Origin of the sequence: Clostridium sp. 1001283B150225_161107_B6 (genome assembly GCF_015556325.1) — a bacterium.
GTDB lineage: Bacteria > Bacillota > Clostridia > Lachnospirales > Lachnospiraceae > Enterocloster.
Genome location: NZ_JADNMD010000009.1, coordinates 22728 through 44321, shown reverse-complemented (window position 1 = coordinate 44321; position 21594 = coordinate 22728). Strand labels below are relative to the sequence as shown.

The window sequence follows — 21594 nt, the reverse complement described above, 5'->3', positions numbered from 1 at the left end:
ATAAAAAACAGCAGGCACGCCGCATTCGTCTCCTGCTGTTTCCTTTCCTCTGATTCACCGGACTCTCATCCCCTGGCCATTTCCAGTATCTTCCGTACATCCCGGCGTGTCAGCGGTTCCAGTCCCCCGATTGTCTGGTTTCCATTCCTGAAATTCATATGGTCCAGCATGTCTTCCATATCGCAGTCCCCAATTCCGGCCTCTTTGAGGCTGACAGGCATCCTCATGGACCGGAAGAATGCCTCGGTGGCCTCAATCCCCTTATATGCAGCTTCCTCCGGGCCGTACTCCCTGGAGATTCCAAACACCTCATACCCGTATCTGGCAAACCGGTCCACATGGTTTTTATACACATACCTCATCCATGACCCCATGATTACGCTTAAGGTAACTCCATGGGGTGTGTCATACAGAGCGCTCAGCTCATTTCCTATCTCATGAGTGGCCCAGTCCTGTATCCGGCCGATTCCAACCGTATCATTGTGGGCAATGGTTCCTATCCACATGACCTCCGCCCTGTACCGGTAGCTGTCCGGTTCCTTCACCAGGGCAGGTCCTGCCTCTGCCAGCGTCTTAAGAATTCCCTCCGCCATACGGTCAATCACCCCGATTTCATTGTCCGGAGTAAAATACCGTTCACACACATGGGAAAACATATCCGTAACAGAACAGGCCGTAACAAACGGCGGCAGGCTGGTTGTCAGCAGGGGATTCATAAAGGCCATCACAGGCCGCAGGGCCTGGGAGCTGGTCAGCAGCTTTTGCCCTGTTCCCGTATTGTTAATCACACACACATCCCCTGACTCGCTGCCCGTGGCAGGGCATGTAAGCACGACTCCCACTAGCAGGGACCTGGCCACGCGTAATCCTTTGGAGAAGAAATCCCATACGTCACCTTCGTACTGCGCCCCTGCCCCGATGGCCTTGGATGAATCAATGACGCTTCCCCCTCCGATGGCCAGGATAAACTGGATTCCTTCCTGCCTGACCAGACGGATTCCCTGGTAAACCAGGTCCAGACGCGGATTTGGTTTGACGCCGGAGAGTTCCCATACCTGGATGCCGCATCGCTCCATATCCTCCTTAATATCCTTCAAAAGACCTGTATCATACAGATACGGTCCACCGTCATGGTGAATCAGCAGACGTTTTATCCCCAATTGCTTCAGTTTATCCCCAGCCCTGCGGTGTGCTTCCCGCCCAAATATAAATTCCGTATTCACACAAAAATCAAAATCCCTTATCATATTTCCACTGCACTCCCTTTCTCCCTTTTCCTTTCATACAGCACCTGTCCCAGAATCTCCCTGAGCTTCCATCCCGTATCCGCTGTACAGTCCGGATGTTCCGCCAGAAGCGCCTTTGTATTTCCATCCCCGTATAAAACAGCAATCACAGGCAAACCGCAGCTTCTGGCAGCCGTTATATCGGTCCAGGTATCGCCGACACAAACCGGTTGCCGGGATGCAAACATTCCCCCCATGAGATACCTGTACACAGACGCCTTATTATCAGCTCCCGGTATGGAATCCAGGGAATAGGAAACCGGAATCAGCTGTTCCCATCCCTTTACCTTAAGAAGGCGCCTTAATGCCTCCCGGGGCTTTGAAGTGACCACGGTCCATGGTATGCCATGCATTTCCAGGTCATGGAATATTTCCTCCAGCCCCGGATACAGCCTTGTCTTTTCAAAGGGATTCATGGTCCTGTAATGGATTCTGACAGCGCTGCAGAATGCTTCCAGTTTTTCTATTCCGGGATAGGGCCTTACATGCCTTAACAGCTCCTCTTCCGGGAGAGCCACATGGGACGTATCCTTCATAAAATCCCGGTCCATAATGCCCCCCACTATTTCCGAGGCATATTCCACCGACGCCCACACATCCTCTATGGTATCTGCTATGACACCGTCAAAATCAAAAATCACACTGTCCGCTCTCTTTGTTCTCATCTAAATTTCTCCTTTGCGGCAAAACACCATTTGCTCCAAAGCGTGCCGGCCACTACCAGTAATGCGCCAATAATGACAGGGAGCGTAATGCTGAGTCCCAGCATCCAGGCCGTTATGACCGTGGATATGATGGGAAGGAAATTGGAAGCCAGCACGACCACCAGCATATTTCCCTTTTTTATGGAAATGGTCCACAGCACATTGGCAATACAGGACACCGCAATGGCCTGGTACAGCATTTCCCATACCAGCCTGGGCGTAAAATTCCTTGGCTCAGGAAGGAATACGGAAATACCGCCCAGTATCAGGGCAGACATAATCATGTATATTCCCACGCCGTCCACCGGCTTTTGTCCCAGGTATTTCTTTGTGAGATTGGTGTAAAAGGCCCATGACAGGGACACAATGAACCCCATCAGATATGCCATCCAGTTTCCGCTGAGAATATCCCGTAAAAATGCCTGGGGATTGTGAATGCTTCCGCCCATTTTGGCTATGATGATACCGCACAGGCTGACCGCTACGCTGGCTGTCAGCCATGGGCTGGCTTTTTTATTCAGTATAGGAATGGTGAGAACCAGGGTGAACAGAGGCCATAAGAACCGAATCAGCACCATGGTCATGATTTCTGCCTCCGTATGAACCATCTCCATGGAGATATAGGAGGCAGCTGTGTAGATAACAAATAAACTTCCGCAGATAATCCAGTATTTAGGAGGCGCTCCCTTATACTGCGCGGTTCCTCCGTTGGCGAGGAGCTGCTGGGCGACCACCACAGCTCCTCCGATTAAATTAACCACTGCCGCTGCCGTATAAGGACCAAGGCCGGAACTCAGATTTTTTGTAAATGCAGCGCTGGTTCCCCATATAATGATGGTTATAATCCCTAGCAGTGTATATTTATTAGACTTCATCTGAACACCTCATTATCCTTTTCGCAATATTTTTATGTGCTTATTACGGATAACAGGCCAGTGTCCTGTTCAGAAGTTCTGTAAATCCCTGAAAATCCAATGTAAGACCAGCCTCTGCATTGGGCTGTTCCCCCCTGAAGTCCATGGTGGGTTCCCTGTGCAGGTCAATCTCAGGCTCCGGTCCCCGCAGATGCCGGTAATCGCAAACCGTCATTCCCCTTGTGAATTCCCCCTTTAACTCCACTGTTATATGCATGGGGGCACCTTTTATAAGGGTATCATCAATCAGCCACGCCACCGCGCACGCATCATGGATATTGGCTCCGGCCAGGCTGGCATTCTTCTCAGTTGCGTCCATAAAGTACTCTACCAGCTGTGCTGCAAACACAGCGCTTCTTGTTCCTATCCGGTAAAATTCATCCACATGCTTCTGTACCAGGAAACACTGGCGTGTCAGGTTGACACCGCACATCTTTACGTGCATTCCCGAATTAAACACCCTGTACGCTGCCTCCGGGTCCACGAATATATTAAACTCAGCTGCCGGCGTCCAGTTGCCGTATGTGACGGAACCGCCCATGATGCTTAATTCACGGACACGCTCCACGATTCCGGGCTCCCGGTTGATGGCTGCCGCTATATTGGTGAGGGGACCGGTGGCAATCAGGGTTACATCGTCTGTATTCATGATTGTCTCAATCATAAAATCAACTCCGTGTTTATCCTGGGCCTTAACAGACGGCTCAGGAAGCACCGGACCATCCATTCCCGTAGGTCCGTGAAACTGGGGCGCTGTCACCAAAGGCGCTACCAGAGGACAGGAATGGCCCGGATATACCTTGATATCCTCCCGTCCAATAACCTCCAGTACCTTCAGCGCATTTTTTGTGACATTCTCCAGGCTGCAGTTTCCGCCTATGGTGGTGATTCCCAGCAGGTCCAGATGGGCCGCCGCCAGCATGATGGCAAAGGCATCATCATGACCAGGGTCACAATCCAGTATTACTTTTCTCTTATCGCTCATATTACCTCCATCCAAAGCCGCCTTAACCTCTCTGTGGTTTTGGCCGCTTTTCAGCTATGAATAATTCCACATCTTCCCTGCAGGGACAGGACCTGGCGCCCTTCCGCTCCACGGTATAACCGGACACAGCGTTTCCGTATTCCAGACACTGTCCCAGGCTGCCGCCTGCCAGCCTTTTTGCTATGAATCCTGCATTATACACATCCCCTGCCCCTACGGTATCCTCCACCTCTACATGAAAGGCCGGGCACCCGGTCTCTCCTTCCGTGGAAAAAGCTTTGCTTCCATTTTCTCCCATACGCGCAATCATGACATGCCCTACGGATACCAGGCCCCGCACGCTGTCCTCCCAGTCATCCCTGGGATTCAAATAATAGAATTCCTCTTCCCCTGAGCCCAGGACATAGCTTGAATACTTCATAATTTCCATCACAGCATCCCGGTAGGACCTGTCCAGTTTACCGTCGTCCACTCTCAGGTTCAGGTCAAAGGAGGTGGGTATCCCCCTCTCGTACGCGGCCCGGAACATCTGTATAATGGAATGTCTGGCGGACGTGTCATCCACAATTGCCATGCCGGACGAGTGAAGCCATCTGGTATCGGAAAGCCAGCCGTCACCCATGCGCCTAAGGTCGATTTCCTTAAATGCCTGGTCTGTGCGCGGCCATCCCCACAGATACCGCTCCCCATACTCGTCTATGAAGGCAAACACACACACGGTATTCCTGTCCGGGTCTTCCATCATATACGTGGTATCCACGCCTTCCCTTTCAAAATCCCTGCGTATATACGCGCCGTACTGGTCACATCCAATGGTGCCTGCAAATCCTGTTTCGACCCCCAACCGGCTTAAGGCCACCGCCGTGTTGGCACAGGTTCCCCCTCCTGCCATGCAGGGAGAGGGGTATTCCACCAGGGTTCTCCGTTCATTGAGAAACCTGGGGAAGGGCACAATCAAATCCACATTGGCATCGCCTGCCACCAGGACTTTAGGCACTAAGGGACGCCTCAATGAAGGCCTTTACCTTTTCCGGGTCTTTGCAGGATTTTCCTTCCTCCGCATGGTCGAAGTTGGTGAGGCTGAAGGAATCCACCCCGTAAGGCCGCGTCTCCGCAATGGCCTTTGCCACATTGGAAGCGTCCAGTCCCCCCGCTATAATGCAGGGCACGGATGTGCTCTCAATGATAGCCCTGTCTATGCTTCTGTCGTGGGTCAGCCCTGTGGCGCCTATGTCATTGGCTGTATCTGCCTTTGTGTCGATGAGGAAGAAATCGGAAACAGCCTCATATTGCTTTACATATTCCAACGCCTTCTGCTCCTCTAAGGGCACATTCTGGAGCACCGGGATTGCCTGCATGATTTTAAGGCCGGGAAACCGGTTTTTCAGCTCCCGTACCTGTTCCGGGCTGATTCCCTCTATATTTCCGGAAAGATGAAGCACATCCGGCAGGACCTCCTTTAAATTCTCCGTAATCTCCTCAATGTCCTCAGCAATGGTCAAACCTATCTTAACAGCCTCAGGCTGCACTCCCTCAAAAATTTCCTTTGCCCTCTCAAGGGTCAGCTGTCCGGGGGTTCTCTTGATTTTACCGTAGGAAACCCCAATATGGTGGGCCCCCATCTCAATCACCATTCTCGCATCTTCCACGGTACGTATGCCGTAAATCTGAATCTTAACGTCTGCCATATTATTTTCTCCTTCTCCCAATCATTCTGCTGCCTGCGGGAATGCAATGCTTATATCCCGTCCCCGGCTCCCTTTATGGATGCTTCAAGGCATTTCATAAATGCATCCACCTTAAACACAGTTTCCTTAAGCCCTGCACCCTGGGCAACCCTGGTGATGGGCGGCGGGGATACAAAGCTCTGTTTTAAAAGCTCTGTCCTGGCAAATACCTCTGCAGCAGGACCGTCAACCAGCACCTTTCCTTTGCACATGACCACCACCCGTTCAAAATTTTCCACCACGAATTTCATGTCATGGGAAATTGTGATGCAGAGTTTTCCTCTTTCCTTTAAGGCTGTAACGATGTCCTTCAGCCGCTTGTTTCCGTCCACATCCTGGCCGCAGGTGGGCTCGTCAAATACCAGGGCCTGCGGGTCCATCATGATGATGGAAGCCACTGTACAGAATTTCTTTTCCGTAGCAGTCAGGTCAAAGGGATGCTCCTCCAGCTTATCCTCCAGACCGCACAGCCTGGCTGTCCAATCCAGCAGCTCCTTTATCCTGTCCTCGTCCATCCCAATCTGTCTGGGGCCAAATTCAAGCTCTTTCCTGACACTGTCCAAAAACAGCTGGTCGTCCGGGTTCTGGAACACATATCCCACTGTTTTGGACCATTGGGCCGTTGACCTGCTGTTGATATCCTCTCCATTGACCAGCACCTGGCCGGATGTGGGCCGGAGAATTCCGTTAAAATGCTTCACCAGCGTGGTTTTTCCGGCTCCGTTCTGTCCAATGATGGCCACGGGCTCATTTCCCTCTATCACCAGGTCGATTCCCTTTAAGGCTTCATCCCCAGTTGGATAGACGTGCTTCATTCCTTTTAATTCCAGCCTCATCCTGCCATCACCTCCTTAACCAGCTGAATGGTATCTTCCTCAATAACCTTTACCGGTCCATTGTACAATCCCCTGTCCTTAAGGGCCTGTGAGACAGCCACATAATCAGGCGCTCCAATGTGGTGGGACATGATATCCGGATTTCCAAATATAGCCTCCGGCGTATCCAGGGCAATCTGCTCTCCCTGGTCCAGCACCAGAATCCGGTCCGCGCATCTGGCCACCCGTTCCATATCATGGTCTACCATAATAACGGTTACGCCGTTTTTATTCAGTTCCTTTACAATATCAAATATCTCTTCACTTCCCAGGGGGTCTAACTGGGTGGTGCACTCGTCTAACACCAGAATGCTGGGTTCCATAATAAAGGTGGAACCAAAGGCAACTCTCTGTACCTGGCCGCCGGAAAGCTCCAGCGGATTTTTGTGTATGATATGGTCAATCCGCATGAGCTTGGCCACATACTCCACCTTCTTTAACATATCCTCCCTTGGTATCCCCTTATTGCCCAGCCCGTAGGCCAGTTCCTCTGCCACGCTTCCGGCCGTGTAGGAAAGCTGGTTAAAAGGATTCTGGAACACCAACCCGATTTTGGACGACAGCTCTGCAATGGAACTTTCCTGTGTATCCACTCCGTCCACAAAAATCTGCCCTTTCAGCTTACCTGTAAAATAGTAGGGAATCAGGCCCACCAGTGCATTGCACAGGGTGGACTTGCCTGAGCCGTTCTGCCCGATAATGCACAGGAACTCTCCTTTTTTTACCTGAAAATTAAGCCCGTTCAGCACTCTTCTTTTGGCGTCCCTGTATTTAAACTTCAGGTCTTTTACTTCCAATACTGCTTGTTCCATAGTGTCCTCCTAATACATACCTTAAATAACATGAAGCCTCATGAGAATGCTGGCTGCCAGAACCGCCATAAAAAAGAGAATCAGACAGGTCTTGCATATCCGGTCCGAGGGGGAAGTGGTCACCTCCACATAGGTGGTGGGCTTCACCCCTTTTATGCCGAATCCCCTGGTCTCCAGGGTCATGCCTCTTTCCTGGGCATCTGTAAGGGAAGACATAACCACCGGTCCCAGTAAAGGTATGTAGGCCTTCAGCCTGGCCATCATGGTGCCTTTGGTATCCACGCCCCTGGCATTCTGCGCTTCCTGGATTACGCTCATCCTGCGCTGCATCTGAGGAACCACATTCAGGCTTGCCAGAATCAGATACCCCACCTTGGGATTCATGCCTGATGCAGTGAGGGCAGCCACCAGCTTACCCGTGTATGTGGTGGTGGACATCAGATAAAAACTTCCCAGGAATGTAAGGAGCGTACCCACGATTTTAAGGGCATACAGGGTTCCCTCCAGTCCCAGCTTTGCAAATCCCAAATCAGCGATAATGGTCACGTTTTTCGGACTGTACAGGCCCTGTATAAACATCAGCATCACAAAAATAGGGACAAAAAACATAAAGATAAATTTAGAGAATTTCTTTAACAGCCCTGCCAGGGCGGCCACAACAAACAGACCGGCCACAATTATATATCCCAATATGAATCCCGGATAAATAAGGGCGCTTAATCCCAGGCAGAATATCGCATATATCTTTACCATTGGGTTCATCCTGTCAATGGGCGAATCCATTGGTATGTAATTAGATGTCTTTGCCATCTTTTTTTAACCCCCATAAGAGTATTTTCAGAATCATACCTTCCTGCCGCTGTCCGGATTAATCCTCATCGTCATCATCATCGTCCGCTGCATCCACTGCATACTGGCTTAAGAACCTCTTGGGAATCCTCTTTAACAATATGTAGGCAATGGCAAACGCAATGGCGCGGTCCGCCAGGTTCTCAACCATGGATGAGGCAAACACGGATTTAACAATATCCTTTGTAGCGGCAATCAGGCCGGCTGTCAGTACGGAGGTTCCTGTTGCTCCCGTTGCCCCGCCGAATACAAAGATGGTTATGCAGGAAGAAATCACAACAGATGAAAAGGTAACAACCAGCCATGTGACAACCACGCCCCAGGTCTTCTTAAACATGCCGCCCTTAATCATATAACCGGTAATCAGACCGGCCGCAATGCTTACAAGTGAGTATGGCACATAGATTGGATTGGACACCAGGGCCAGGAAGATATTGGTGAGGAATCCGACCAGGGCAGCTACCCAGGGACCTGCCAGGGCAGCAGACAGAATGGTGCCTATCATATCCAGGAACAGGGGAAGCTTCAGCGTGGAAGCAAGCGTTCCTCCAATCAGGTTGATTCCCACCGCAATCGGTATGAGAACCAGGGACTTGGTTGAGAACTGCGCCTTCAAACCTTGTACAAATGTCAGTTTCTGTTTCTTGTTGTTCATGTTACACCCTCCTAAAATAGTATGATTTTCATGCAGTACATCCTGTATGCCACGACCCCTTTTGCCTTAAAAAACATATCCTGTAACATATAAGATGTAATACAAGTTGATTATATAAAAAATACATTGGAAATAATTTTCCTAATGCATTTTTTATGTTCCATATACCCTGTCAGGCTTCGTCATGTACCATGTTCTCCCTGACCTCCAGCTCAATCTGGTCAAAGAGTTCATTGTTCAGTTTTTTTAATTTGGGGACATCCCCTGTTTTGATATATTCCAGCATCTTTGAATGGAAATCAATGCCCTCTTCTGCTCCCCGTTCCGTCACCGCTTCCTTCATGGCTGCGCTGAGTATATCGTAAATCAGATTGCTGATTTTTATGATGAAGGGATTGCCTGTCATCTCATACAGCTTCATATGGAATTCCAAATCATATTTGGTATACTTTTTAAGATTGGTCCTGTAGTACTGTTTCATCTTATCCAGTGTCCTGGATAAGAAGACAATATCCCGCTCCGTGGTATTCCTGGTATACAGGTCAATGATTCCCACTTCCAGAATTCTTCTGTATTCCACCACAAACAGTATATCCCCCGGGGTCATGAGAAGCATGGGCGTCAGGGACTTCAGATAATTATTGGTGGTAAACTCCTTGACAAATGTCCCTTTTCCCCTGTATGTCTCCACCAAATCCATGGCAGCTAACTTCTGTATAGCTTCCCGCACAGATATACGGCTGACGCCCATAATGCTAGTCAGCTCATTCTCTGAAGGTATCTTCTCTCCCGGTTTCCATTTGCCTGTGGTAATCTGTGAAAGAAGCTGGTCAAAAACCTGTTCCCTTATATCCTTTTTATCCAATGCATGCAAATCAAATTCTGCACTCATATCATCATCCATTCTCCGGGCCTTCTGCATGTCAGGCCGTTTATTTTTCCTATCTCTGATAACTTGTATTATAACTTACAAGTACTTTTCTGTCAAATACTTCTTATAATTACAGGTATTTTTCTCATATTTAATACATTTTTACTTGGGTTTTTCTTCCGCGGACGCACTTTTATTGTGTATATTGCACTAATACAATCCGATTTCCGGATTTCAGCGCGTCTTTATGACTCTCCCGACAGCTCCCCTTCATTGGCCTCTTCCCTGCATATCTCCTGCCCGGGCTGGTAATCCGTCACAGCCAGCTCCATCACGGCCTGGGGGTAATTCACGGACATCCTGACAAACCTTCCCTTTTCCCTGGCAGCCTCAGACGCAATTCCTGCAATCTGCTCCAGCACGTCCCTGGTCAGATACCCGCCCCGCCAATGGAATACATAATAGGGCTGTTTCTTCCTCAGCACTGTCTTAAAACGCCCGGCCACATCCTCCAGCCTGGTCAGGGACAGCCGGTTCTCCCTGTAATAAAACCTGCCTCCGTCCGTACATTCAGGCACTTTATACACCAAAGGCTGGTGGTCCCTGAATATCATCTTGTCATCCAGGTTAAAATAATCAAACCGCTTCTGTCCATACCGTCCCAGGGAATTGTCAAAGGTGGCATCCAGGTGGTACCATGTGTTTTTTAGCTTTACCAGATTCCAAGCATGGCGGTATTTAATTCCCCTGTCAGGGGCTGATTCGCTTATGGCTATGATGCATTCCAGTCCCAGCCTGCCGCACAGTATTTTCACGGTCTTGGCAATGCCTTCACAGACCCCGATTCCCTGCTGGAGAGGGCCTATGATTTCATGGGAATACTGCTTTTTCAGCTTGTCATAGGTAACATTGGAGCAGATAAAGTCATGTACATACTTCTCCTTATCCTCCGGCGTCATAGCCTCTGCCTGACGCACCAGGCGGCTGATTCTGGACTCCAGAGCTGTCCGCATTTCCTTTATCTTCTTTTTCTCAAACATATATTCCGGTATCATCTGTACATACTCTGAATTCTGGGCAAACCGGTAATGAAAGCCCTCCACAAAAAATATAGACGGATGGTCCAGGCGCAGCCTGAAGAAAATATCCGACAGCTCCTTTCCATCCAGGCGCAGGACCGGAAATTCCGGCGATAAGGCCTCAAATCCGTCCAGCATGGCCCTGTAGGCATTCTGCTGCGCTTTACTCATCTGCTGGTAATAAAATTCCTGTTTCATATTCGTTCCACATATCCTTCTTATGTCTGTTTGTCCGGGTTCTGTTCTGCCTCTGAAAGAAAAGGCAGGAACCATGCACCTTCCGGTACACCCTCCTGCCTTGTATTCTCTCCTGTTATCAACCAACCCTCAGTTTAAACTTCTGTACTTCCCGGTCAGAATCTACTTTTTCAATCATGGCTCCCAGTCCCTGGAGCTTTTCTTCAAAACACTCATATCCGCGCTGGATATATCCGATTTCATCCACCACCGTATAGCCGTCAGCCGCCAGTCCTGCTATTACAAGGGCTGCTCCCGCCCTCAAATCCGGTGCATTGACCTGGGCTCCTGTCAGGCGTTTCACGCCGTCTATGACAGCCACATTGCCCTCTACCTTTATATTGCTGCCCATGCGGGCCAGCTCGTCCACATATTTGAACCTGTTCTCAAAAATACTCTCCGTTACCATGCTGGTTCCATTGGCCAGAACCAGGGCAACCGACATCTGAGGCTGCATGTCCGTAGGAAAGCCGGGATAAGGAAGGGTCTTAATATCCGTATGTCTCTGGGAAGGTTTTCCCACCACCCGGACCGCATCGTCAAATTCAATAACCTCACAGCCAATCTCCGTCAGTTTGGCGGAAATGGCTTCCAGATGTTTGGGAATCACGTTTTTAATCATGATATCGCCTCTGGTAGCTGCAGCAGCGCACATAAACGTACCTGCCTCAATCTGGTCCGGAATAATGGAATACTCCGTGCCATGGAGCCGGTTCACGCCCCTGATACGGATGGTATCCGTACCCGCGCCCTTAATATTGGCGCCCATACTGTTAAGGAAGTTGGCAACGTCAACTATGTGGGGTTCCTTTGCAGCGTTCTCCAAAATGGTCTGGCCCTCTGCCAGAGCCGCAGCCATCATGATATTGATGGTGGCTCCCACAGAAACCACATCCAGATAAATATGGCTTGCCACCAGGTCGATGGCATGGGCTATAACAGCCCCGCGCTCAATGGTAACCTCGGCTCCCAAAGCCCTGAATCCCTTGATATGCTGGTCAATGGGCCTGCTGCCGATATTGCATCCTCCCGGAAGAGGAACCTGGGCGCTCTTATACTTGCCCAAAAGAGCTCCTATGAAATAGTAAGAAGCACGTATCCTTCTGATATACTCATCATCAACAGATACCTCGCTTATATTGCTTCCATTTATCTTTACAGTGTGTCGGTCAATCCTGTCAACCCTTGCACCAATTTCCTGAATTGCCTCTAACAGTACATTTATATCCCTTACATCCGGCAGATTATCAATCACCACATCCTCGTCTGTCATGATAGAAGCAGCCAGTATTCCCAGTGCGGCATTCTTGGCTCCGCTTATGGTCACATCTCCCACCAGTGGATTCCCGCCTTTGATAATATATTGTTCCATTCCACACCTCTGATTTTTATTTAAACAAACCCTATATATAAGGAAAATACTCCTAAAGAAATCTTTAAACATTTGTTCATAATTTATTTACATCTTCTTAGATTATACCATAAGAATCAGATTTGTAAAGTAAAACGAAAATGCACACCCTAAAGTACACTGTCTACTCCACTGCCAGAGCGCACAGGAAATCATTCTGCAGGTTCTTAAAATACTCTGTGGCATCATTGAGCCCCATCTTTTGTGTCTCCTGGGTCTGAGGGTCATAGAGTGTCACATTATACTGGTCATAGCCGGATAAAAGCACATACTGTCCTGATTCCACATAAGCTATCACAGGGATACCCTTGTCAATATAGTACAGAATCTGGTTCAGGCTGCATCCTCCTGCATCGATTAGTATAAGTCCGTCCTCATAGACACGGCTGCCGTCAAATGCGTCCAGATACTTTGTAACCTTCCTTGCCTCATCCACCGGAGCTTTTATATTGCGTATGGGCTGCCTGTTGATTCTGTCCCACACAATATGCTGGCTGCTGTCCGTCACATAGCCCATCTGTCCATAGGCCATCTCCACTGCCTGGCTGAAGGTTCTGGATGAGCCAATGTAATGCCCGCCTCCATATGCCCTGAATACCATGCCGTTCTCAGATGACGGGGATGCCGCCTTTCCTGTATCCAGAACGCTTGTATATTCATAGGAAAATGCCTTGGGCGCAGATGTACGGACCTTATCTCCGTTAATTTCCGAATCTGACTGGACAAAATAAACCTTTCCCTTATCCTGGGAGGCAAACCAGCCGATTCCCTCTAAGGGGTCCTTCTCAACTCTCTGGTTACACACAATGGTATCCTCATTCTGATACAGATACTGGTTCTCTCCCAACGGCACCAGACGCTTCAGATGAATTCTTCCGTCCTGGGCCACTACATCCGTTATATAAATGCCGTCCTTCCTGTATTCGCTCTCCACCTGCATCTGTGTATCCACAATGTACATTGCATACATAGGCATACCCTTCAGGCGGCCGTTGACAATCCACTTATCCTTGGAGTTGCTCAGTCCGTAAATCAAATCATTTCCAACAAACCCCAGTACCCTGACATAATCATTTACCTCTCCCACGATTTCCTGTTTCTGGGAAGTATTGAAATCCATAACATGGACCTTCTGGGACTCATACAGGTTCTGGCCTTCCTGCCATGCAAACCGGCTGGCGTCCCCGCTGACAGCATAGCTTCCCTCCGTCAGCCCCTGGGCCACCACAAGGGATTCATTGCTCTTAAGGTCAATACCGAATACAGTGCCCTGAAGCATAATGTACATCATATCATTTTCACTGAGATAGGACAATTTGTCCACATCTGCTTTCACCATCTCATAGGATTCGGATGCAGGCAGGAAAAACTTCTCCTGAACCGTATCCTGCTCCTTATCATAGCGGTAAAATACAACACCCATCCGGCCCTCATATTTGCCCCTGTTCATATATCCATACACCAGGAAATCCATGGAACCATCGTCCTGCACGGACAATATCTTTATATCATGTCTGTCGTAACCGCTTCTTACCCTGTCGTCTGAATTGCTTCTGAAGGAGAATACGCATACGGCCTGTTTATCATCATAATCATAACACCACAGGTCACCGCCTGTTTTAAACGCCACATAATTGGACTTTGGACTCTTCATGGTCCTTACCTTGTGGTCATTGGTGATTCCAAGAAGAATCTTTTTGCCTGAAAAAGACCGGGGTCCTCCGTCAAACTCTTCATTGGCATTTCGCTCATAGTTCATGAGGTAAATTCTCTGTTCATTCCACTTCATGGTGAAATTGTCCTCTGCATTCACCAGGGAACGTGTTCCGTCCTCCTCATTAATGGCAACCTGGTACCGAATCTGGATTTGTCCCATGATGCCGTCAAACTCCTGGAGAGTTACCAGGGGCTCACCCACCATCTCCACATCCAGGCCATCCCATGTCAGATGACTGAAGCTGGCCCTGATGGTAACATGGCCCAGGGAGCTGTTATCCTCTGTATCATTGGTTTCCAGATAGGATACCAGGTCCCTTGCCTGATTGTAATCCAGGCTTTTTCTGGTAAACTCCTCAGCCAGCCGGACCATATCTGATGCATAGGTGTTATCCGGCCACATGATTCTTGTGTAATAATGTATCTCCTTTTCCCCTGTGGTTACTGTAATTGACAGAAGATATGTTTCATTCCTGGCCAGCAGGTTTTGAATCGGCAGCACTGCGCTGACACTTCCGTCTCCGCTGTCCCACTCTTCCACCACAGTCCGCTCCACCAGCCTGTCCAGAGTAAGATTCCTCACCTCGTAGCTGATGCCTGTAATGGTGCTTCCATACTCCTGTATCCGGATATGAAGCCCACGGTCTTCAGGCAGCACAGAGATACTTTCCCTGGCTGCCTGATTCCCCATCTCCTGCATGTATCCATGCAGGCAATTGATTTCCTGACTGCCCAGTTGAGTATAAACCACTGGCAGCGACGGTTCTTCCATGGATGTATATACGGCTGATTCTTTTTCCATTGTGTTTCTGGCACTGATGAAATACACAACCAATGCCCCTATGAATATCAGGAACAAAATCCCTGCTTTTTGCAATATTTTCTTCATATGTGATTTTATCCTTTAAACTGGTTGCTCTGTATCATATCTATTTTATATAATATCCAGTAAAACTACAACTTAATCTTTTCGGAATTTTATTAATAATATATTTGTCATATCCTTACTGCTCCTATAAGGCGCACATGCCTCTGGCGCATCTCCTGTGGAACATTTCGTTGAGCAGAAGCACCTTAATCATGTCTCTTAACCAGGATGGTTTGTTTCCGTGATTGGGAGGCGGAGGAACCGGCCTGGGAGGTCTGGGCGGCCTGGGCATGGGCCTCGGAGGAGGTGTAGGCCTGGGCGGTGGCGGCGGCGTGGGCCTGGGCGGCTGCGGCGGCCTCGGTGGCTGTGGCGGTCTCGGCGGCGGCGTGGGCCTGGGTGGCTGCGGCGGCCTCGGCGGTGGTGGCGTGGGCCTCGGTGGCTGCGGCGGCCTCGGTGGCTGCGGCGGCCTCGGTGGTGGTGGCGTGGGCCTCGGTGGCTGCGGCGGCCTTGGTGGTGGCGGCGTGGGCCTCGGTGGCTGCGGCGGCCTTGGTGGTGGTGGCGTGGGCCTCGGTGGCTGCGGTGGCCTTGGTGGTGGTGGCGTGGGCCTCGGTGGCTGCGGCGGCCTCACCGGACCAGGTCCCATGGGTGGTCTGCCTTGACCAGGTCCCATAGGCGGTCTTTCCGGACCGGGGCCCATAGGCGGTCTGCTCGGGCCAGGGCCCATAGGCGGTCTTTCCGGGCCAGGTCCCATAGGCGGTCTTTCCGGGCCAGGTCCCATAGGTGGTCTGCTCTGGCCGGGTCCCATAGGTGGTCTGCTCTGGCCGGGGCCCATAGGCGGTCTTTCCGGGCCAGGTCCCATAGGCGGTCTTTCCGGGCCGGGGCCCATAGGCGGTCTGCTCGGGCCAGGTCCCATAGGCGGTCTTTCCGGGCCAGGGCCCATAGGTGGTCTTTCCGGGCCAGGTCCCATAGGTGGTCTGCTCTGGCCGGGGCCCATAGGCGGTCTTTCCGGGCCGGGGCCCATAGGTGGTCTGCCCGGACCAGGTCCCATGGGTGGTCTTCCTTGGCCGGAGCCCATAGGCGGTCTTTCCGGGCCGGGGCCCATAGACTGTCTTTCCGGGCCGGGGCCCATAGACTGTCTGCCTGAATTATTTCCCATGGGCAGCCTGCCTGAACCCTGCCCCATATTAGGTCGTCCACCCATTCTTTCATTTCCCGGAAAACCAGGTTCCATAGCTCTTATTTCCTGAGTCTCCATTATGATTCCGGATGGATTTACCACTGATTCCCTGTATCCCTGGAAATCATATTGGGTATTGGAAATGGCCTGCTCTTCCTGTAATTCCTCAGTGATTTCTACCTCCTCATTCTCACCAATGTCTTCCGCCTCACTTATGTCATCTGCCGGAACATTCACTAATTCCTGTTCCTGCTCTACTTCCAACTCATTATCCTCTGTAAACAAATCCTCATCCAGCCGGCTCATATCTTTTTTGAGTTCTGCCATTTCCATGACGGCTTTGTCATTCTCTGATATGTTCCACATGCTTTTGACTTTTTCCGCACCTTCAGATGCAATCACAGTATCACAGATTGTATCGCAAATCCGGTTAATCATCATATGGTCAGGATACTCATCATACATAGGGCTGTTTTTATAATCCAATCTGTCGCAAGCTTCTGCCACATACCCCTGCAAGATTCTTATTCCTGATGGATACATACTTTTCAGGTATTCAATGTCCTGCATCTACTCTCCCTTTTCCAATTTTCTCTTACCAATATCATATGCAGGCCAAATCCATTATGCGCCAACTTTCCAACCATTTCTCTAAAAAAATAAAAGACCGGATATTTTCCAGTCTTTTACAATTATTATGTGGTTAACTTTTTTTAATATAACCAAGAGCCTGTTCCAACGCCTCTTGTTCCTCATTGCCCAGAACAATATCGGTCTGTCCCATATCCACCACTTTAATATACAGATAACAACCTTCTCTGCTGTGAACGCAGTTTAATACAAATCCGCTGTTTGTGTAATCCAACATGGCAAATGCAAAACTGAGGTTCCCTCCCATTCCTTTAAAGGCATTATATTTGACAAGCCCATACTTTTGAAATGAGGCTCTCTGATTCCGGTTTAATGTTCGGATGGAATCCTTATTTGACCTGTCTTCGGCCCTTAAATCCCTGATTTCTTCAATCTGGTCCAGAATGACATCTTCCAGAGTCTCTGCATCTTTTCCTCTCATAAAATAGTCATATTGGCGATTTAGCCTTCTTACATTTGTCATTGTTGTAATCGTCAATATCAGCAGCAGAACCACTAATATCAATAACCCTGCTATGATATATGCAGGGTCAAAGGGAATTTGATTTAAGATGCTGTTCTCCATATAATATCCATCTCTCCTTTGTACCTAGCGAATTGATTCAATCATTTCCACAATCCGCTCTAATTCTGCTTCAGAATAATATTCAATTTCAATGCGTCCTTTATTTTTATCCTTGTTGTGGATGCTGACCTTTGTACCCATGACGCTCTTCATACGCTCTTCCAGGCTCTGATATATCAAGGCTAATGCCTCGTCCTTAGATTTGTCCTTCTTTTCTTCTCCTGTCTCTGCTTCCTTTGCCAGCCGTTTTACAAGACGCTCTGTTTCTCTGACGCTGAGTGATTCATCCAATATCATCTTTGCAGCCTTCAGCTGAAGTCCTTTATCTTCCAATGACAATAGCGCTCTGGCGTGACCGCTGGAAATAAGATTCTGAATCAGCATCTCCTGTATTTGGCCATCCAGTTTTAAAAGACGCATGGAATTGGTGATGGTGGCTCTGTTTTTCGATACCCTGGCCGCTATTTCCTCCTGGGTCAGCTTAAATTCAGATACAAGACGCTGATATGCCAAGGCCTCCTCAATAGGATTCAGGTCAGCTCTCTGCACATTCTCAATCAGTGCTATTTCCATGCTTTCCTGCTTGTTGTACTCCCGCAGAACAACCGGTATTTCCTTTAATCCAGCTATCTTGGCAGCACGCCATCTGCGTTCTCCGGCAATAATTTCATAAAATGTCCCCTTTTTCTGAACCAAAAGGGGCTGCAAAATACCATATCGTTTAATGGAATCAGCCAGCTCTGCCAGCTGTTCTTCGTTAAAATCCTTTCTGGGCTGTTCCCTATTGGGTTCAATCAAGGCCATTTTCACCAATAATTCCCCGCTGTTGCCATCTCCTTTATCAGTGGTAGCTGCCTTTGCCTTTGCAATCTCCTCTTCGCTTTCCTTTATGACATCTTCTCCAAAGATGGCTCCCAATCCTTTACCCAATCCTTTTTTAGCCATTACAACTCTTCTCCTCTGCTCATAACTTCTGCCGCAAGCATTCTATAGCTCTCAGCCCCCGTTGACCTTGAATCGTAAAGATTAATAGACATGCCATGACTGGGTGCCTCAGCCAGGCGTACATTTCTTGGTATAATGGTTTTATATATTGTTCTGTTTAAGCTGCTTTTAACACTTTCCACTACTTCCAGTGACAGATTTGTCCTTGCATCGTACATGGTAAATACCACGCCTTCTAATTCCAACTCCGGATTCAGTTTTCTCTTAACCAAATCCACAGTTTTTAACACCTGATTGAGTCCCTCCAAAGCATAATACTCACACTGTATAGGAACCAGTACGGTATCTGCGGCCGTCAGTGCATTTATAGTCAGTATATTTAGAGATGGGGGACAATCAATGATGATAAAATCGTATGTATCTCGAACTTGATTCAGATAGCTGCTCAGAAGCTTTTCCTTATTCTCGACTTCCTGAAATTCAATCTCTGCTCCTGCCAGATTCATATCGGAAGGAAGCACGTCCAGATTTGGCTGTATTTCCTTAATAATGCATTCATCCACAGATGCCTCTTCAATCAGCATGTCGTAAACAGTCCTATCAAAATCTTCCTGTTCCAGTCCCAGACCACTACTGGCATTTCCCTGGGGGTCAAAATCCACCAGCATAACATGTTGTCCTGCTTCAGCCAGACAGGCAGAAAGATTAATGGCTGTTGTCGTTTTACCAACCCCACCCTTCTGATTGGCTATTGTTATGATTCGTCCCATATGTATAAATTCCTTTCTCGAAAAAAACAAACTTTTCTTCGATTACTTTTACGATTATAACACAAGTCCTATGCTTTTCCTACGGGAAATTAGGAGAAAAAAAGAATTTTCATGTTTTATACAAAAAAATGTTTCACGTGAAACATTTTTAATGCAGAAAAGTGGCATCCTAATCCTACCCTGTCTTAATAATAATTTAATTCTCTAACCGTTGTAATAGCCCCCAGCTTGTATTATAATGGAGAAGAATCAAAAAACAGGCTATTTAATATGTAATTTCAGGAGACTATTGAATGAAAACCAGGAATAAATTACTGACCTTACTTATACTGTCATCCGGAGCTGCTGCTGCTACTGCTCTGATTAACAAAGCTATAAAACTTTCGGCCACGTCCCGGAATGTACTGGAAGAACCAGAGGCACTGTGTTATAAATGGCGCTTAGGAAATATACATTATACTAAGGTAGGAACTGGTAAACCTATTCTGCTGGTACACGACCTGGCTCCTGCCTCCAGCGGATATGAATGGAAGAATCTGGTTGGAAAATTAGCAGAGACATATACAGTATACACCATCGACCTCCTTGGTTTTGGCCGTTCAGAGAAGCCGAATCTCACCTACACCAATTATCTGTATGTCCAGCTTCTGTCTGATTTTATAAAATCAGAGATTGGACACAGGACAGATATGATAGCCAGTGGTTCCTCAACCGCATTAGGTGTCATGGCCTGCAGCAATAGTCCTGAGCTCTTTAACCAGCTATTCTTTATAAACCCTGAGAGTCTTCTCTCCTGCAGTCAGGTGCCTGGAAGGAATGCAAAACTTTATAAGATTATATTAGATTTACCCATTGTTGGTACCTTAATATATAATATTGCTTGCAGTAAGCAGTTTATAACAAAAGAATTTTTGACAAATTATTATTATAATCCCTATTCTGTAAAGGCAAGAATAATTGATGCTTATCATGAGTCGGCTCATTTAGGTGAATCTCCTAAATCTGTCTATGCCAGCTTAAAATGCAATTATGTTAAATGTAATATAGCGGGCGCTCTTAAGAAAATTGATAACAGCATATATTTATTAGGCGGAGGCGCCTTAGGTGATATCAGGGAATGTATGGAGGAATATAAAGAATACAATCCTGCCATTGAGTGTGCGGTTATACCAAACACAAAATTACTGCCTCATTTGGAAAAACCGGCAGAAGTTTTTGATATGATTCAAACTTATTTATCCTAAAGCAGGAAAATGTTTCACGTGAAACATACGGTTCGGATTGATATTTCCGGACCTTTTTTTACTATTACATCAATGCTGGAAAACTGATTACATAACAAAATATACCATAAAAAGAAAGGGACCTTTTATATGCTACGAATTGGATGCCATTTATCCTCATCAAAGGGATATCGGGCCATGGCAAGGGATGCCAAAAAAATAAACGCAAATACATTTCAATTTTTCACCCGTAATCCACGGGGCGGTAATGCCAAAGTTATAGATGAGCATGATGTGAAAGAATTTTTGGCGGAGGCCCAGTCACTTGACATCAGTCCAATATTAGCTCATGCTCCATACACGTTAAACGCCTGTTCTGCCGACCCAAAATTAAGAGAGTTTGCTAAACGTACCATGGAGGATGATTTAGTAAGAATGGAATATACGCCTGGTAATATGTATAACTTCCATCCGGGAAGTCACGTAAAGCAGGGAACTGATATAGGCATTCATTTTATTGCTGAAATGTTAAATGAAATACTTGCCCCGGAACAGACCACTACTGTCCTGCTTGAAACAATGGCAGGAAAAGGCAGTGAGGTTGGCAGTGGGTTTGATGAGTTAAGGCGGATACTGGATTTAATTGAGTTGAATACCCATATGGGGGTCTGCCTCGATACCTGCCATATATGGGATGGGGGCTATGATATAGTCAACCATTTAGATGATATTCTGACAGAGTTTGATAATAAAATTGGATTGAATCGCTTAAAAGCCATTCACTTAAACGATAGCCAAAACCCATTGGGCGCACACAAAGACAGACATGCAAAGCTAGGTGAGGGGTATATTGGACTGGACACTTTTAAACGGATTGTCACACATCCGGAGCTGAAACATCTTCCTTTTTATTTGGAGACACCCAATGATTTAGATGGCTATGCACATGAAATACAAATGATGCGTGAAGTGGCAGATTAATCTTAAAATTATAGCATAGTCTTTTAATCTGCCATTTTAAGGACCTGCATTACTATCTTTGTCAGATAAAATATTTCTATTTTATATTCTTTATTTATCTTGCATATGAGTAAAATAAGAAGGTATCACTGATATTGTACCTTCTTATTTTTATAACTATAAAAGTGTTACATTTATTATTTAATTATATAATTACAATGCTTTTATCTATAGTTTTATTATTTGCTTTCGTTAAATCATGATTAAACTCTTGTTTCATTATATATACAAACGCTTAATAATCTTGAATTAAT

The 21594-nt window shown here is 47.5% G+C and carries 20 protein-coding genes; 3 read left to right on the top strand and 17 right to left on the bottom strand.

Annotated elements, in window-relative coordinates:
- Nucleotides 1-65: 65 nt before the first annotated feature.
- The 14 genes from I2H39_RS19140 to I2H39_RS19075 form a co-directional block, all read right to left on the bottom strand.
- Nucleotides 66-1247 carry an iron-containing alcohol dehydrogenase gene (locus tag I2H39_RS19140; protein WP_195627308.1) on the bottom strand — a complete coding sequence of 394 codons (1182 nt, stop codon included), beginning with the start codon at nucleotides 1245-1247 and terminating at the stop codon, nucleotides 66-68.
- Entirely contained in the window at nucleotides 1244-1951 is a 708-nt protein-coding gene (locus tag I2H39_RS19135; protein ID WP_195627307.1) for an HAD family hydrolase, read from the bottom strand. The genes I2H39_RS19140 and I2H39_RS19135 overlap by 4 nt, the downstream gene beginning before the upstream one ends.
- The gene (locus I2H39_RS19130; RefSeq protein ID WP_138310291.1) at nucleotides 1948-2865 is read right to left on the bottom strand and encodes an EamA family transporter; all 918 of its coding nucleotides are present in this window, start codon (nucleotides 2863-2865) and stop codon (nucleotides 1948-1950) included. The genes I2H39_RS19135 and I2H39_RS19130 overlap by 4 nt, the downstream gene beginning before the upstream one ends.
- A gap of 43 nt (nucleotides 2866-2908) precedes the next feature.
- Nucleotides 2909-3889 (bottom strand): nucleoside hydrolase, encoded by a 981-nt coding sequence (locus I2H39_RS19125; RefSeq protein WP_138310292.1) that lies wholly within the window; start codon nucleotides 3887-3889, stop codon nucleotides 2909-2911.
- 22 nt (nucleotides 3890-3911) lie between these two features.
- Nucleotides 3912-4886 carry a carbohydrate kinase family protein gene (locus tag I2H39_RS19120; RefSeq protein WP_138310293.1) on the bottom strand — a complete coding sequence of 325 codons (975 nt, stop codon included), beginning with the start codon at nucleotides 4884-4886 and terminating at the stop codon, nucleotides 3912-3914.
- Complete coding sequence (locus I2H39_RS19115) at nucleotides 4879-5577, bottom strand: phosphoribosylanthranilate isomerase (protein WP_195627306.1); 699 nt, start codon at nucleotides 5575-5577, stop codon at nucleotides 4879-4881. The genes I2H39_RS19120 and I2H39_RS19115 overlap by 8 nt, the downstream gene beginning before the upstream one ends.
- A gap of 50 nt (nucleotides 5578-5627) precedes the next feature.
- Nucleotides 5628-6452 (bottom strand): energy-coupling factor ABC transporter ATP-binding protein, encoded by an 825-nt coding sequence (locus tag I2H39_RS19110; RefSeq protein WP_138310295.1) that lies wholly within the window; start codon nucleotides 6450-6452, stop codon nucleotides 5628-5630.
- Nucleotides 6449-7303 (bottom strand): ABC transporter ATP-binding protein, encoded by an 855-nt coding sequence (locus tag I2H39_RS19105; RefSeq protein WP_138310296.1) that lies wholly within the window; start codon nucleotides 7301-7303, stop codon nucleotides 6449-6451. The genes I2H39_RS19110 and I2H39_RS19105 overlap by 4 nt, the downstream gene beginning before the upstream one ends.
- Before the next feature lie 21 nt (nucleotides 7304-7324).
- Nucleotides 7325-8113 (bottom strand): energy-coupling factor transporter transmembrane component T, encoded by a 789-nt coding sequence (locus tag I2H39_RS19100; protein WP_195627305.1) that lies wholly within the window; start codon nucleotides 8111-8113, stop codon nucleotides 7325-7327.
- Between the two features lie 58 nt (nucleotides 8114-8171).
- Entirely contained in the window at nucleotides 8172-8807 is a 636-nt protein-coding gene (locus tag I2H39_RS19095) for an ECF transporter S component (RefSeq protein WP_138310298.1), read from the bottom strand.
- Between the two features lie 172 nt (nucleotides 8808-8979).
- Nucleotides 8980-9711 carry a FadR/GntR family transcriptional regulator gene (locus I2H39_RS19090; RefSeq protein WP_171042685.1) on the bottom strand — a complete coding sequence of 244 codons (732 nt, stop codon included), beginning with the start codon at nucleotides 9709-9711 and terminating at the stop codon, nucleotides 8980-8982.
- A 212-nt stretch (nucleotides 9712-9923) separates the two neighbouring features.
- Entirely contained in the window at nucleotides 9924-10955 is a 1032-nt protein-coding gene (locus I2H39_RS19085; RefSeq protein ID WP_138310300.1) for a transglutaminase domain-containing protein, read from the bottom strand.
- A 118-nt stretch (nucleotides 10956-11073) separates the two neighbouring features.
- Nucleotides 11074-12366 (bottom strand): UDP-N-acetylglucosamine 1-carboxyvinyltransferase, encoded by a 1293-nt coding sequence (locus I2H39_RS19080; protein WP_138310301.1) that lies wholly within the window; start codon nucleotides 12364-12366, stop codon nucleotides 11074-11076.
- Nucleotides 12367-12529: 163 nt separating this feature from the next.
- The gene (locus I2H39_RS19075; protein ID WP_195627304.1) at nucleotides 12530-15010 is read right to left on the bottom strand and encodes a hypothetical protein; all 2481 of its coding nucleotides are present in this window, start codon (nucleotides 15008-15010) and stop codon (nucleotides 12530-12532) included.
- Between the two features lie 300 nt (nucleotides 15011-15310).
- Between I2H39_RS19075 and I2H39_RS19070 the strand changes: the two genes are divergently transcribed.
- The gene (locus I2H39_RS19070; protein WP_195627303.1) at nucleotides 15311-15661 is read left to right on the top strand and encodes a hypothetical protein; all 351 of its coding nucleotides are present in this window, start codon (nucleotides 15311-15313) and stop codon (nucleotides 15659-15661) included.
- A 1208-nt stretch (nucleotides 15662-16869) separates the two neighbouring features.
- On the opposite strand, the gene I2H39_RS19065 is transcribed toward I2H39_RS19070, so the two are convergent.
- From I2H39_RS19065 to I2H39_RS19055, 3 genes are read right to left on the bottom strand one after another with little or no spacing between them, the layout of a single operon-like run.
- Complete coding sequence (locus tag I2H39_RS19065; RefSeq protein ID WP_138310304.1) at nucleotides 16870-17382, bottom strand: DUF4446 family protein; 513 nt, start codon at nucleotides 17380-17382, stop codon at nucleotides 16870-16872.
- Nucleotides 17383-17406: 24 nt separating this feature from the next.
- On the bottom strand, nucleotides 17407-18327 hold the full coding sequence (locus I2H39_RS19060; protein ID WP_138310305.1) for a ParB/RepB/Spo0J family partition protein: 921 nt from the start codon (nucleotides 18325-18327) through the stop codon (nucleotides 17407-17409).
- Nucleotides 18327-19097, bottom strand: coding sequence for an AAA family ATPase (locus I2H39_RS19055; RefSeq protein ID WP_138310306.1), 771 nt, complete (start codon nucleotides 19095-19097; stop codon nucleotides 18327-18329). Before I2H39_RS19055 ends, I2H39_RS19060 begins: the two co-directional genes overlap by 1 nt.
- Nucleotides 19098-19390: 293 nt before the next feature.
- Between I2H39_RS19055 and I2H39_RS19050 the strand changes: the two genes are divergently transcribed.
- Together I2H39_RS19050 and I2H39_RS19045 are read left to right on the top strand one after the other, a co-directional pair.
- Entirely contained in the window at nucleotides 19391-20341 is a 951-nt protein-coding gene (locus I2H39_RS19050; RefSeq protein WP_195627302.1) for an alpha/beta fold hydrolase, read from the top strand.
- Nucleotides 20342-20470: 129 nt separating this feature from the next.
- Nucleotides 20471-21301: a deoxyribonuclease IV gene (locus tag I2H39_RS19045; RefSeq protein ID WP_195627301.1), complete on the top strand. Its 831-nt coding sequence runs from the start codon at nucleotides 20471-20473 to the stop codon at nucleotides 21299-21301.
- Nucleotides 21302-21594 lie beyond the last annotated feature (293 nt).

Excerpts from the sequence above, each read along its gene's own strand:
- I2H39_RS19140 (WP_195627308.1), bottom strand. The coding sequence starts at position 1,247 with ATGATAAGGGATTTTGATTTTTGTGTGAATACGGAATTTATATTTGGG.
- I2H39_RS19135 (WP_195627307.1), bottom strand. The coding sequence starts at position 1,951 with ATGAGAACAAAGAGAGCGGACAGTGTGATTTTTGATTTTGACGGTGTC.
- I2H39_RS19130 (WP_138310291.1), bottom strand. The coding sequence starts at position 2,865 with ATGAAGTCTAATAAATATACACTGCTAGGGATTATAACCATCATTATA.
- I2H39_RS19125 (WP_138310292.1), bottom strand. The coding sequence starts at position 3,889 with ATGAGCGATAAGAGAAAAGTAATACTGGATTGTGACCCTGGTCATGAT.
- I2H39_RS19115 (WP_195627306.1), bottom strand. The coding sequence starts at position 5,577 with ATGGCAGACGTTAAGATTCAGATTTACGGCATACGTACCGTGGAAGAT.
- I2H39_RS19110 (WP_138310295.1), bottom strand. The coding sequence starts at position 6,452 with ATGAGGCTGGAATTAAAAGGAATGAAGCACGTCTATCCAACTGGGGAT.
- I2H39_RS19105 (WP_138310296.1), bottom strand. The coding sequence starts at position 7,303 with ATGGAACAAGCAGTATTGGAAGTAAAAGACCTGAAGTTTAAATACAGG.
- I2H39_RS19100 (WP_195627305.1), bottom strand. The coding sequence starts at position 8,113 with ATGGCAAAGACATCTAATTACATACCAATGGATTCGCCCATTGACAGG.
- I2H39_RS19095 (WP_138310298.1), bottom strand. The coding sequence starts at position 8,807 with ATGAACAACAAGAAACAGAAACTGACATTTGTACAAGGTTTGAAGGCG.
- I2H39_RS19090 (WP_171042685.1), bottom strand. The coding sequence starts at position 9,711 with ATGGATGATGATATGAGTGCAGAATTTGATTTGCATGCATTGGATAAA.
- I2H39_RS19085 (WP_138310300.1), bottom strand. The coding sequence starts at position 10,955 with ATGAAACAGGAATTTTATTACCAGCAGATGAGTAAAGCGCAGCAGAAT.
- I2H39_RS19080 (WP_138310301.1), bottom strand. The coding sequence starts at position 12,366 with ATGGAACAATATATTATCAAAGGCGGGAATCCACTGGTGGGAGATGTG.
- I2H39_RS19075 (WP_195627304.1), bottom strand. The coding sequence starts at position 15,010 with ATGAAGAAAATATTGCAAAAAGCAGGGATTTTGTTCCTGATATTCATA.
- I2H39_RS19065 (WP_138310304.1), bottom strand. The coding sequence starts at position 17,382 with ATGGAGAACAGCATCTTAAATCAAATTCCCTTTGACCCTGCATATATC.
- I2H39_RS19060 (WP_138310305.1), bottom strand. The coding sequence starts at position 18,327 with ATGGCTAAAAAAGGATTGGGTAAAGGATTGGGAGCCATCTTTGGAGAA.
- I2H39_RS19055 (WP_138310306.1), bottom strand. The coding sequence starts at position 19,097 with ATGGGACGAATCATAACAATAGCCAATCAGAAGGGTGGGGTTGGTAAA.
- I2H39_RS19050 (WP_195627302.1), top strand. The coding sequence starts at position 19,391 with ATGAAAACCAGGAATAAATTACTGACCTTACTTATACTGTCATCCGGA.
- I2H39_RS19045 (WP_195627301.1), top strand. The coding sequence starts at position 20,471 with ATGCTACGAATTGGATGCCATTTATCCTCATCAAAGGGATATCGGGCC.